This window comes from Jeotgalibaca sp. MA1X17-3 (genome assembly GCF_021513155.1).
Lineage (GTDB): Bacteria > Bacillota > Bacilli > Lactobacillales > Aerococcaceae > Jeotgalibaca.
In genome coordinates this window covers 668,791-681,684 of the sequence record NZ_CP090983.1, presented here as the reverse complement: position 1 = coordinate 681,684, position 12,894 = coordinate 668,791, and the positions used below count along the sequence as shown (strand labels likewise).

Sequence of the window (12,894 nt, the reverse complement as noted above, 5' to 3'; positions counted from 1 at the left end):
GTTAGTCTTCGTGACTTACTCTTTTGAAAACAATTTGGGTGGTAACACGGTGGAAATCGTCCCTAGTAAAGATGAATAGTCTTTACTAGGGACGATTTTTTTATATAAAAAAAGGAGTGTAACAAAATATGAATATAATCGATGAACTAGAATGGCGCGGAGCCATCAATCAACAAACAGATGAAGAAGGATTACGTGAATTAGCAAAACAGAAAAAGATTGGTGTATACTGCGGAATTGATGCGACAGGTGCCAGCATGCATATTGGTCACCTAATCCCCTTCATGATTCTAAAAAGATTTCAATTATCAGGGCACAATCCAGTAATCTTAATAGGTGGTGCAACTGGATCCATCGGAGACCCAAGTGGAAAGTCTGAAGAACGTGTACTTCAAACAGAAGAACAAGTTCAACATAACGCAGAATCCATCACTAAACAGATGAGAAAACTTTTCCAAGCAGGCGAAAGTGAATCCAATATTCGTTTAACTAACAACCTAGACTGGACAAAAGAACTCACTTTGTTAGAGTTCCTTCGTGAATATGGTAAAAATTTCAATGTTAATACGATGCTAGCGAAAGATATCGTTGCAAGCCGTTTAGAAGTAGGGATTTCTTTCACTGAATTTTCATATCAGATTCTTCAGTCCATGGACTTTCTACACCTCTATAAACATGAAGATGTACAAGTACAGATTGGTGGAGCAGATCAATGGGGAAATATCACAGCAGGCCTTGAATTAATTCGGAAAAAAGAAGGTGCAGACGCAAAAGCATTTGGCCTTACTATCCCTCTCATGTTGAAGTCAGATGGTACTAAATTTGGAAAAACCGCTGGAGGTGCCGTTTGGCTAGATCCTGAATTGACTACCCCTTATGAATTTTATCAATTTTGGGTAAATCAAGATGACCGCGATGTCGTAAAATATTTAAAATACTTTACCTTCTTAAATAAAGAAAATATTGATGTTTTAGCTGAAAAAGTACTTACTGAGCCTCATAAACGAGAAGCCCAAAAAACACTTGCTGCTGAAATGACTAAGTTTGTTCACGGCGAAGAAGAACTTCAGATTGCTTTAAAAATTACAGAAGCATTGTTTACAGGAGATGTTAAGAAATTAACAGCTGACGAAATTGCACAAGGATTTAAAAATATGCCAACTTTTGAAGCTTCCACAGAAGAACAAGATTTAGTAACGTGGTTAGTCGATTTGGGTATAGAACCTTCTCGACGACAATCAAGAGAAGATATTAAAAATGGTGCAATTTCTATCAATGGCGACAAAATAACAGAGTTAGACTTTGTTGTAAAGGCTGAAAATTCATTTGATAAGCGGTTTATTATTGTTCGTCGCGGAAAGAAAAAATACTTCCTCGTGAAGCTGGTGTCAAAGAATGACTGATTCCCTTCGTGCTACACTTGTTCCAGTTCGGGATACGATGCAAGTAGAAGATGTAGCCAATCTTGCCGACATCATTTGGCGAGAGCATTATGTACCGATTATTGGCGAAGAACAAGTCAACTATATGTTGAAAAACCTTCAGTCTACTGAAAAAATGATCGAAGACATTGCATCTGGAAAAACGGAATATTTTTCAATTGAAGCTCATAACGAAGAAATTGGCTATGTTGCTATTGAGTGGCAAAATCAAATGATGTTCATAAGTAAACTTTATCTTTTAAATTCTTCCCGTGGAAATGGTTTTGCTTCCCAAATCATAAAGGAGTTAAAGATAAGAGCTCTTCAACAAAAGAAGTCTTTTATACAATTAACAGTAAATAAGTACAATTCATCTGCTATAACTTTTTATGAAAAAATGGGATTTGTTAAAATAGATTCTATTATTTCTTCTATTGGAGATGGCTTTGTAATGGATGATTATGTATACGAATATGATCTTTCTTCCGAGCAATAAAAAAACAGGATTTCTCTTGTATAAACTAAGAGAAATCCTGTTTTTTTATGATTTTTTTTTATTTTTTTCTATGCTTTCTTTTGCGGCTCTACGTTTTGATTTGATCAGAACATTGATTCCAATTAAAAGGATTCCCACCATTGCCATAATCGTTAAGTTCGTAACTTGCAACATTTGAAGAATAAAAACACCAATCCCATATAAACCTATTGTAAATAGATTTAATCTTTCTTCCCAGTCATCTTTTTCAGGATAATTTTTCCCGAATGTTACAAATAAAAAATGAATGAAATAAAAGACAATGACTGCTGAAAAAATAAAAATAACATTTTCAAACTCCCCTAAAAGGATACCTGCATAACGTTTTAACATCACTAAGATAATGAGAAAAGTTGTTTGAACCATATTTTCTTTTTCTTTAATCGAGAACATTCAAATACCTTACTTTCTCTTTATATATTTACTCTAGCCTACCATGAAAACCATATAGATTCATTTTTTATTTTAAACTTTTTGATAGTAGGGTTGACCAAATAATTCACCTTTTTGATAATTCTCTTTTCCTAATGTTAGATCCACAAATTTATTGACTTCCGATTCAGAAAGATCATAAAGAACTTCCATTTCTTTACTAAGCATGAGAGGTTGCTCTTTCATAACTACATCCAGACTAGGAACAGGATTCGGAACTAAGGTGGTACCTTCTGGTAAAATTTGTTGCAAAGCTTCTACTAATGCATCATAGGTTTGAGCTCCGACCACTTTGATTCCTTGATTCTTTTCATTAACCATTATAATAGTAGGGAAACTTGAAATGGTTAGAGTTTGTGCCAAACTTAAATCTCCATTCATCAGCATGCGTCCTTCAAATGAATGTGCATCTTCCCATATTTTTTTAGCATCCAGCCCTATTTCATTCAATATTGCTTCCAGCACTTCTCGTTTTGAAACATCTTGATTCCAAAGCATCACTGTTTCTCGAACTTTACGAAGAAAAAGGTTTGCTTTTTCAGGATAATCTCTATGCATGATCCCATAAATTTGAGAACTTGGATAGGAAGAGCGAACCGGTTCATCTAACCAAATCCGACCATCAATCACCATACGAGTATAGTCACCAATTTCATGCCATTGAGTAGCAATTCCCAGAGCTTGAGAAGTTTTATCTACCTCTTCTCCACCGTACGTATCCCACTTTTCAATCATACCACCCATAATCGTAGTATCATCCGCAATATACTTTGCATATTGATACCGAAACTTCCGAATGGTTGGCTCAAAAACCCAACAGAAAGAACAAAGAGGATCTGTTCCATAAAATAAATCTACTTTTGGTAGTGGTGTTTCATTACTTTTCATGTTTTTCTCCTTTTAATAGTTTTTTTAATATCTTTGACATGAAATCATCCCCATTCTTTTGGGCTCCACATTCTTCCGTCAATTTCACCTTCTGTTTGCTCGATTCGCTTATATTGCTCTTCTATTAGCTTTAAAAACTCTTGGTAGAGAGCTTTCTGTCGATAATCGCTAGACTTTCGTTCCAGCTCTTTAATTTGTTGTTTCATCCATTCTTCATGCTCCATTGCCATCCCCCACTTATCCTAAATCCTTCATCTCTTGAAGGGTCCAGTTCAAGTCATCTAAATTTTCTCTATTTTCTTTCATTTGAGTAATTAAAATATCAATTAACTGTTGGTCCGAATCAGACATATTTATTTTTCCAATCGTTTGTAACTCTTTTTCAAACCAGTCTTCTTTTGAAGATAAAGTAAAACCACTTACTTTGCTAACATATTGACGATAGCGAATGAGGAGTGTTTTTCGTTCTTCTTCACTCATATAATCAAAACGAGAAATCAGTAACGTCGGTAACAGGATCATTTTACACTTACGCGCTATTGCTTGGTAGGGTCTTGTTAATTCCGAAATGGTGTATTCTTCATTTCCACCTGGCTGATACTCTCGTTCATGAACCCCCGTCGTAATGACTAATCCAAACTCTTTTTCCTTCAATTCGCTTTCATAATTCCCGTAGGCAAAACCTTCTGTTAATACTTCATCTTGCCACTGTTTTAATAAGGGAGGAGAACTATACCAGTAAAAAGGAAATTGAAAGATAATACGATCATGGTCGGTCAGTAGTTGTTGTTCTTTCTCTCTATCAATTTTATGATCCGGATAGCAGGCCTCTAAATGATGCCAAGTTGTTCCTTTTTCTGGAAGGCTTTCTTGTAAGAAACTTTGAGTATGAGATTCTTTTAAAGTTGGATGAGAAATAATAATCAGAGTACGCATAGGTCTCCTTCCTTTTCTTGTTGTTATATAAAAGGATAGCAATCCATTTATAACAATTCAATCAATTTGTCTTTTAAAGTATCATTACTCATACAATTTACAACTTAAAAAAGTCAAAGCGATTCGTTATCGCTTTGACTTTGATTGTTCCAACTGATTTATTTGACTAAAATCCTTCTGCCTGTTTTTTTAGTTGCACTGCTTCTCTTCTATCTGCTAATTCATTTTGAATTTCCATCATACGAGTTCTATCTAATTCATAGTACTTCATTGCGACTAGTGAAGCAATCCAAGCTATTATCATTACACCAATGAATAAGGCTATAGTGATCCATTTAATCTCAGGAGAAAATGGTGTTCCTACGTCAGGAAATATTTCGGTAAATCCAATTAACGCAAGACTTAAACCAATCAGTGTCTGTGCAAATGAAGAAACTATTTTATCCACAAACGAGAAAATGGTTCCCATTACACCTGGTGCATAGCGTCCAGTTTTATAGGTTTCATAATCTGTTACATCTGGAATCATTGGAATAACTAATCCACCTGATAAGACTCTTAAACCTGCCCCCGCTACATATAATAGAATAAATGAAATACTGACAAAGCTCCAGTTTCCTAGACGAATTGTAGTAGGATCACCAAAAGTTAAAAGAAGTAATATACCAGTGTAAACAATGATTGCTAACCAAGTAAATACAACATAAGCCTTCTTAGTTCCCATTCTGGAAGCATAACCGGTTCCAAACAAAGCAATCAAAACACTAGGAATAAGGGTAATACCAGCTAGTGCTCCGAATAGTGCATAGTCTCCAATAACAATTCCAAATAACATAACCATAACAATAGAGTTACCTGCTATTTGACCACCTAATTTATCAGTAGAGGCTGCAATAATTAACATCTGCAAAGGACGATTTCCTTTTAAAATCCTCCACATATCTTTAAATGTAATCTTCACCGGTTCACCTGTCCCGAAGTATTCTGTTCGGTCACTTGATGAAATCCCAAGGATTGCTAAGAAAGTAAGAATTCCAGCAATAGCAATAAAGGTCAAGTTAAATTCATAAAAAAGTTCTGCACTATTAAATGATCCATACTTTGGAACCAAGTAAGTTGAAAGATAAATCCCTGCTCCAGCAAAGATTAGAGAAGTCATTGAAATATCAAAAGCTGAGAAGATTGGTCGTTGCTTAGGATCATTTGTAATTACTGATTGACCTGACTTTGTACAAGCAGTTTGGAAAGTATATCCAATAATATAAATGACATATAAAACTATAAAATATACCAATCGGAATTGTTGTGGAATCTGATGTGTAGTAAAAAACAAAAGTAAAGTAATAACAGTCATGATTAAATAACCAGCTAGCATAAAGGGTCTAAATTTACCAAACTTCCCATCAGTTTTATCAATCCATAATCCAATAATCGGGTCAGTAAATCCATCAAAAATTCTACTAGCAGTTATTAAAGTTGAAACAATAACAGTACCTAGTCCTGCTACCCCTGTAGCGTAGTAAGCTACGTTCATCATTAAAAACATAAAAATATTTGTTGCTGAGTTATTTGCCGCAAAAAAACCAATTTCCCATAATTTAGCCCGCTTATAATTTCGTTCTTTAGGATCAGGATTAGTAGAGTCAATAATAGCTTCGCCAATTGCTTGGTTACCTTCATGTATCTTTTGCATGATTTTTCTCCCTTTTAAATATGTTTTTTCTATTAACAAAAAAAATATTTTAAAAATGAACAGGAATCTGGATAGCTTTATCTTGAGCTTCCAAGCACAATTCTTGAGCCTTGAAGATATGTTCTTGACTCATAGAATTCTCTGTTCGATTGATACTATCTTTAATCATTTCTCCAAAGAATGGGAAGCCTACTGTTCCTTTTACTTTTATATGCTGTTCACCATGTTCGTTAACGATGTACAAATGATCACCTTCATCATCTTTCGCTACGTCAAGGTATTTGCGAATTTCAATTGTACCTTTTGTACCAGTTATAAATGTACGCCCATCTCCCCATGTTCTTAAACCATCAGGAGTAAACCAATCTACTTTAAAGAAAAAAGTTGCTCCATTTTCCCCTAAAAGAGTTGCATCTCCGTAATCTTCTAATTCTGGAGCATCAGAGTTAGCATAATTTCCTACTTTACTATGGAGAACGCTAGCATTCTCATTCCCAGAAAAATACAGAAATTGTTCAATTTGATGACTTCCAATATCACATAATATTCCACCATATTGTTCCTTTTTGAAGAACCATTCTGGTCGTTTTTCTTTATCTAGACGATGCGGACCAAACCCTGTCACTTGAACAACTTCTCCAATAGCACCTTTTTTATTAACTCTCCCGCGTAAACAGCCCCTTCAACATGAAGACGTTCACTAAAATATATCCAGAATCTTTGTCCTGTTTCTTTTACTACTTTTTTTGTTTCTTCTAACTGTCTTTTAGTAGTAAATGCTGTTTTATCGGAAAAATAATCTTTACCCGCTCGCATGACACGATTCCCTAAGGCACTACGTTTGTTTGGAATCGCAGCCGCTGCTACTAAATGAATTTCTGGGTCATCTAGTACTTGTTCTAGGGAGTCTGCTATTTGTGCTTGGGGAAATTGCTCAATATACTCTTTTACTTTTTTCTCATCAGGGTCATAAACCCATTTCAAGGTTGCTCCCGCTTCTATTAGCCCATTGGTCATACCATTTATATGACCATGATCTAAAGCAACCGTTGCAAAGTTGAACTCTCCTTCAGAAACTACTCGATTGACTTTTCCTTTTGGTGCATAATTCATTCCATCCGTTTTCTCCATTTTCTCCTCCTTTATTTTATTTTAGAATAATTCTTTATATCCTAATTTATATAAATAATCCCGAGAGATTGCTAAACATTCAAACGGATCTTTCCCATACTGATCATCTTGTTCAACAAGAAGATAGCGAGCGCCACTCTGAATACTTTGCTCAATAATAGCCTTTATATCCAAATTTCCTTCGCCTAATTCTGCAAATTGAATGTTATTTGTAAAAGCTTGATAGAAACGTTCGCTAGCTCCTTCTTTTATAGCATCTACTGCTTCTTGTGGGACAGGTACTAAACGATAATCTTTTAAGTGCACCAAATCTACTTTTCCTTTGTATTCTTTTAGAACTTCGACAGGATTCCTTCCACCTCGTTGAATCCAGTGAACATCCAATTCAAAACCTAATAACGGAGCTTTTTCACGAATAATATCTAATAAGTAACGTCCATCATATTTTACAAATTCTATATGATGATTATGATAATATAACTTAATATCGTGCTCTTGCATTTTTTTAGCTACTTCATTAGCTTCCTCACAAAATTCCAAAACTTTATCTAATGAAGCCATCGCTTCAAACGGTAACATTCCAATCCGAACAATATCACTCTCTAATGTTTTACAATCATTAATAATTTTATCCAGATGAGTTGTCAATGATTCTTGTCCTTCTACCACAGGCTTTAATCCTGCTGACAAAGAGGCAATATCCATTTGAAAATCATGTGATGCTCGTTTAATTTCTGCAACATTCTCTGGTGTCATTTCTATTTGTGAAATTTCAATCGCATGATAGCCTAAATCATTTACTCTTTTAAGGGTCTCATAGGGTCCGAGTTCTTGAAATTTTTCCTTTAGTGTAAACCCTTGAACACCGATTTTAACTGACTGTTTCATTTAATACATCCTCTCTTGTTATACGTTTCGGCTGTTGAGCATTTTGGGATGAACGATCCATCATTTCGATCATTTCCATAGATGGTAACGCGTCTTTCACAGTTATGTAATCATCGTTTTGATTAATAATACTATCGTAAAAAGAATTAATTAATCTCACATGTCCATTACCATAATATGATTTTGTTCCTGGTACAAAATCATCTTCTGCTATTAATTCTTTATCCCCATCTAATTTTGTAAGGTATAATTTATTGTCTTTTATTGTAAACTTTTCTTTTTCTGTAACAACTTGTAATTCTACAGAAGAATTTTCGGTATAAGCATTCGTTGCATGGAAAAAAGCTTTAACTCCTGATTCAAAAATAAATGTTGCACTTGCAGTATCTTCTACTTCGATATCATAATCAGTTAAGTTCGATAATGATGCTTTACAACTACTTATAGAACCTCCAAGAAGCTGAATTAAATCCAAAGTATGAATAGATTGATTAATAATCGATCCATATCCAGCTTCTTTTTTCATTCCACGCCACGGTTTAGAAGTGTAGTAGGTTTCGGGACGGAACCACGTCACAAGTCCTTTAACTGATTTTATTTTCCCTACTTCTTCTTTTTCTAATCTCTCTTTTAGAGTTATAAAACTTTTATTATATCGGTTTTGAAAGCACACGCAAATTTTTTTGTCAGTAGAAAGTGCGAGTTTATTTTGTTCAAGTGCTTCTTGAAAACTAATAGCCACTGGTTTTTCTAGAAGTACATGAACATCATATTGTATGCATAGTTTTGTCATAAAATAATGCAAATAATGTGGTAAACAAATATGTACGACATCAAGTTTCATCTCTTGCAGCATTGTTTCTACATCTGTGAAAAATGGAAACTCCATCCAATCTTCACGTAAATTTGGATTTCTATCACAAACGGCTACTATTTTTCCATATTGACTAGTTTTTATAGCGTGACGATGAACTAGTGACACATCACCCAGTCCTATTATTCCTACTTTGAGCAACCCATTCACTTCCTCTATACCTTCTCTGCCTCTATTAATTTCGTGTTTCAAATTTCCCCTCTTCTTTAATTCGCTCGTTTAATTTCTCCAAATATAAATCTTCATCCAAATCTTTTAAATTCACTTCTTTTTTTGTCCAACTGGATAAGTGAATCGCATTAGCTAAACGGACACCATTAATACCGTCAGAACCTGGAGCGATTAAGGGTGTTCCATCTAAGATGTTGGCTGCAAAATTCACGAGTACACCAGCATGTTGCTCTCCCCAAACACTGTCAAATTCTATTGTTTCTTGTTCGTATAAATCATTAACATCTAATTGCCCCATAAATAATTTTTTGACTCCATCCATCCCAATTGTTTCACTAATTTCTTGCTCAGGTTTTTTCAAACGCGTAACAACTGCGGTTTGACTATTTTCAACAACGATCTTTCCTTGATCCGCTAGAATTTCGAAACGATCTGTGCCAACCAAATCATGTGTAGCTGTGACAAAGGTCCCAGTAGCTCCATCTCCATAATCAACAATCGCTGTGACTTCATCTTCTACGACTATATCTCTTTTAAATCCATAGGATACTTTAGCGTAAACTGTTTCAGGAATGCCACAAATCCATTGCCATAGATCCAATTGATGTGGAGCCTGGTTAACTAAAACCCCTCCACCTTCGCCTCCCCAAGTAGCTCTCCATTCACTTTGATCATAGTAAGGTTGTGGTCTCCACCAAGTAGTGATAATCCAATTTGTACGACGAATCTTACCAATTTCACCACTTTCAACAATTTCTTTTAACCTTTTATATAAAGGATTGTTTCTTTGGTTAAACATAATAGCAAAAGTTAGATTTGGTTTGGAAGCAGCAAATTCATTTAGTTCTTTTACTTGTTTTGTATATACACCAGCAGGTTTTTCAACCAAAGCATGAATATCTCTCTTCAATGCTTCTATTCCCATTTCTGGGTGTAGATAATGAGGAACAGCAGTGATGATAGCGTCTACATTTTCACTTTTAAGCATTTCTATGTAATTTTTGTAGAAGGGAATGGATGGATATGCCACATGAGCTTCCTCTCTCTTAGCTAGATCAATATCACAGATAGCACCGATTTCCATATTGGGTACCATCCCATTTTCGATAAAATTTGCGTACATACTTCCTTGCGTACCAAAACCAATAATTCCTAATCTTACTTTTTTACTCATATATATTCCTACCTCTCTTTAGATATCTTTTTTCTGAATTTATCGGGAGACATTCCTACATGTGCTTTGAAAAAACGATTAAAATGAGCATCACTTTCAAAACCACATTCATGGGCACATTCTTTTATTGTTTTAGAATTATAAGAAACTTCTAATATTGTTTTTGCCTGAATTAATCGATAGTTCATTAGGTATTGCATCACAGTATATCCTGTCTCTTCTTTAAAAAGATGGGACATATATGATGTACTCAAATTTAATTCTTTAGAAAGATGCTTTAGTTTAATTTTTTTATGAAAATTTTGTTGAAGAAACGCAGCAATTTGCTGTGCATATTGCGTTTTTTCGCTTTTTTCTTCGTGCAGAAACACTATATCTTCTTTACTTGCATTAAATAGTTGAAGTAATAAGTAAGCTAGAGTTATTTGTATCTCTGATTCCTTACGATCTTCTGGTTCTCCTGTTGCTAATTGTTCTAATTTTTCAATAAGTTCTGTGATCTCTAACATTTTTTTTTGACTAGAAATAGTGAAAATCCGATGACGAAACTTTTTAAAAGACTCTAATAAAAATTTTGCTTGAGCTCCATTTATAAGTGGGGCTAACCATTCAAAAGAAAAATGAATCGTACTTCTTAAGTAATTATCTGGTTCGTCTCTTATTTTTACTTTATGTAATTCAGAACCATCTAATAGTATAATAGTACCTGGTTCCAACATATAGATTTGGCTATCAATTAAGTAGTGTGCATTTCCTTGATGAAATATATAAATTTCGAATTGAGAATGTGCATGTAATTCAAAAAGTTCATCTCCTCCTCTTCTAAAAGAGTTCGCTATAAAATTTGGTGCATATGCAAACCCTTCCTCTGGAATTGTATGCCCTTTCATTATAATACTATTTTCTTCTTTCTTCATTGTCTCCTCCTGTTGAAATCAAAAGAATTTATTGACTGAAAGTGCTTTTTTATGTATCGGTATATTCAAATTTTCACATTAAACCATAAATATTATTTAGTTTTTTTATTTTAAAGTTTTGCTTGCCATTTATTAGCCCAAACATTTTCATTTGGTGTCCCTTTAAACTTTGATTTTCCTTCTAGTTTATCGATTACTTGTTTAATATTTTCTTCATTGTCATTATATGCATTGACAAATGTTTTTACCATAGTTGCATCATGCAAATGAGTTGTAAAATTTAAAGATACAAATATTGTAGGTACTTCATAAACAAACCACGGAACTTCATTAGACATGGCAGTACTCCATTGAATTCGGTAATTATTTTGTGCACCATACCCAATAATATCAGCTACTTCTAATGCTAAATCAATATTTTCACGATATTCTAACGTTTTACCTTTCAAACGAGTAGAACCATTATTTAAGGTCACTTCATACCCACGACTAGTTAACTCTTCTGTAATTGTCTTCGCTACGTCAGTAGCCCCTTCGTAAATTCCTCCTTTTTCCCCTCCAACATGTATAAACGAATCCGTTTATGTGTTTCTGGACTAATGGGTAAATTATTTTGAGTATCTTTTACTAAAGTAATTCCTTTATCAGCAGCATCAGCACGCATTTTCAGATGCTCTTCACAACCGATTACTTCTAAGTCTTTAGTATCTTTTATTAATGTACCTTCTACTTGTTTTTTGTGTAAATTCAATTTTGCTTTCAAGCCTAGAATACGACGTAATGCATCCATCATTCGTTCTTCTGTTATTACACCATTTTTATAGCCATTCATCATAAATCCATAATCTTCTTCCATATCATTAAAGAACAAGAACATGTCACAGCCAGCAGCGATTGCTCGCGGTACATAATCTTCTCTACGCATAGCAGATGTCATTCCTAACATATGTGATGCATCTGTTATTACCATTCCGTTAAAATCAAAATCTGTTTTTAATAGCCCATTAATTAGTTCAGGTGCTAAAGTTGCTGGCAAGATATCTTTATCATGTAATTCAGGATTTAATTTTTTTGGTATTCAGGCAATGCGATATGACCTGACATAATCATTTCAACACCATTATCGATATGATTACGGTATACACGTCCGAATGAGTCTTCCCATTCGTCAACAGATAATTCGTTCACACCTAAAACCAAGTGTTGATCACGTTCTTCAGTTCCATCGCCAGGCCAATGTTTGATACATTTGATGACCTCACTCTTATTCAAACCTTCTAAATATGCATTTGTATATTTAATAACATTATCTGCATTTGTACCATATGCACGTGTATTTACGATAGTATTTCTCCAATTTTTTAAGATATCAACACATGGATCAAAATTGGTATTTACTCCTAGAGCAGTTTCTTCTACACCTGATACATAGCCAGCATTATACGCTACATTAGGATCCTTAGCAGCTTCTGCTTGCGCACCAGAAGCAATATATGTTCCACCAGTAGCAGCGCCATCTCCACCAGAATCACAATTTGCAGCTACTAACAAAGGAATTTTAGTATTTTGTTGCAACTCGTTGATTAATTCTTGGACTTGCTCAGGTGTTCCATTCATATAACGTGCGCCACCAATATGATAAGTATCTAAGATTTCTTTATTTGAAATTTCATTTCCGCTATATTCATCATTACCCATAAAAAACAAATTAGTAAATAATTGCCCTACTTTTTCTTCATCAGTCATATCGTTAATCGTTTCTTCTACCCAATTAATTTGTTCTTCATCTAAATAATATGGTTTTCTTTTTAACTCTACTATTTTAGCCATAAAA

General features: G+C 34.3%; 13 protein-coding genes, 1 pseudogene and 1 other annotated feature (1 of these 15 only partly in view). Of the genes and pseudogenes, 2 read left to right on the top strand and 12 right to left on the bottom strand.

Going from position 1 to position 12,894, the window contains the following annotated elements; all coding sequences use genetic code 11:
- Positions 1 to 67 (top strand) — a binding site (T-box leader); it begins 162 nt to the left of the window's first position.
- A 61-nt stretch (positions 68 to 128) separates the two neighbouring features.
- Together tyrS and LZ578_RS03380 are read left to right on the top strand one after the other, a co-directional pair.
- The gene (gene tyrS / locus LZ578_RS03385; RefSeq protein WP_235145932.1) at positions 129 to 1,403 is read left to right on the top strand and encodes a tyrosine--tRNA ligase; all 1,275 of its coding nucleotides are present in this window, start codon (positions 129 to 131) and stop codon (positions 1,401 to 1,403) included.
- Positions 1,396 to 1,917 carry a GNAT family N-acetyltransferase gene (locus tag LZ578_RS03380; protein ID WP_235145931.1) on the top strand — a complete coding sequence of 174 codons (522 nt, stop codon included), beginning with the start codon at positions 1,396 to 1,398 and terminating at the stop codon, positions 1,915 to 1,917. Before tyrS ends, LZ578_RS03380 begins: the two co-directional genes overlap by 8 nt.
- A 45-nt stretch (positions 1,918 to 1,962) precedes the next feature.
- Here LZ578_RS03380 and LZ578_RS03375 read toward each other — a convergent pair whose 3' ends face one another.
- From LZ578_RS03375 to LZ578_RS03320, 12 genes and pseudogenes are all read right to left on the bottom strand, one after another.
- The gene (locus tag LZ578_RS03375; RefSeq protein WP_235145930.1) at positions 1,963 to 2,349 is read right to left on the bottom strand and encodes a hypothetical protein; all 387 of its coding nucleotides are present in this window, start codon (positions 2,347 to 2,349) and stop codon (positions 1,963 to 1,965) included.
- 72 nt (positions 2,350 to 2,421) lie between these two features.
- Entirely contained in the window at positions 2,422 to 3,276 is an 855-nt protein-coding gene (locus LZ578_RS03370) for a DsbA family protein (RefSeq protein ID WP_235145929.1), read from the bottom strand.
- 44 nt (positions 3,277 to 3,320) lie between these two features.
- Positions 3,321 to 3,500 (bottom strand): hypothetical protein, encoded by a 180-nt coding sequence (locus tag LZ578_RS03365; RefSeq protein ID WP_235145928.1) that lies wholly within the window; start codon positions 3,498 to 3,500, stop codon positions 3,321 to 3,323.
- A 13-nt stretch (positions 3,501 to 3,513) separates the two neighbouring features.
- Positions 3,514 to 4,212 carry an NAD(P)H-dependent oxidoreductase gene (locus LZ578_RS03360; RefSeq protein WP_235145927.1) on the bottom strand — a complete coding sequence of 233 codons (699 nt, stop codon included), beginning with the start codon at positions 4,210 to 4,212 and terminating at the stop codon, positions 3,514 to 3,516.
- Between the two features lie 166 nt (positions 4,213 to 4,378).
- Positions 4,379 to 5,905, bottom strand: a complete 1,527-nt coding sequence (locus LZ578_RS03355) for an MFS transporter (protein ID WP_235145926.1) — start codon at positions 5,903 to 5,905, stop codon at positions 4,379 to 4,381.
- 49 nt (positions 5,906 to 5,954) lie between these two features.
- The gene (locus LZ578_RS03350) at positions 5,955 to 6,530 is read right to left on the bottom strand and encodes a Gfo/Idh/MocA family oxidoreductase (RefSeq protein ID WP_235145925.1); all 576 of its coding nucleotides are present in this window, start codon (positions 6,528 to 6,530) and stop codon (positions 5,955 to 5,957) included.
- Positions 6,527 to 7,036 carry a Gfo/Idh/MocA family oxidoreductase gene (locus LZ578_RS03345; protein ID WP_235145924.1) on the bottom strand — a complete coding sequence of 170 codons (510 nt, stop codon included), beginning with the start codon at positions 7,034 to 7,036 and terminating at the stop codon, positions 6,527 to 6,529. Before LZ578_RS03345 ends, LZ578_RS03350 begins: the two co-directional genes overlap by 4 nt.
- A gap of 21 nt (positions 7,037 to 7,057) precedes the next feature.
- Positions 7,058 to 7,924, bottom strand: a complete 867-nt coding sequence (locus LZ578_RS03340) for a sugar phosphate isomerase/epimerase (protein WP_235145923.1) — start codon at positions 7,922 to 7,924, stop codon at positions 7,058 to 7,060.
- Positions 7,908 to 8,990 carry a Gfo/Idh/MocA family protein gene (locus tag LZ578_RS03335; protein ID WP_235145922.1) on the bottom strand — a complete coding sequence of 361 codons (1,083 nt, stop codon included), beginning with the start codon at positions 8,988 to 8,990 and terminating at the stop codon, positions 7,908 to 7,910. The genes LZ578_RS03340 and LZ578_RS03335 overlap by 17 nt, the downstream gene beginning before the upstream one ends.
- Positions 8,974 to 10,143, bottom strand: coding sequence for a Gfo/Idh/MocA family protein (locus LZ578_RS03330; RefSeq protein WP_235145921.1), 1,170 nt, complete (start codon positions 10,141 to 10,143; stop codon positions 8,974 to 8,976). The genes LZ578_RS03335 and LZ578_RS03330 overlap by 17 nt, the downstream gene beginning before the upstream one ends.
- A gap of 8 nt (positions 10,144 to 10,151) precedes the next feature.
- Positions 10,152 to 11,060, bottom strand: a complete 909-nt coding sequence (locus tag LZ578_RS03325; RefSeq protein ID WP_235145920.1) for an AraC family transcriptional regulator — start codon at positions 11,058 to 11,060, stop codon at positions 10,152 to 10,154.
- Positions 11,061 to 11,170: 110 nt separating this feature from the next.
- Positions 11,171 to 12,890 (bottom strand): annotated as a pseudogene (locus LZ578_RS03320) (glycoside hydrolase family 3 protein).
- Positions 12,891 to 12,894 lie beyond the last annotated feature (4 nt).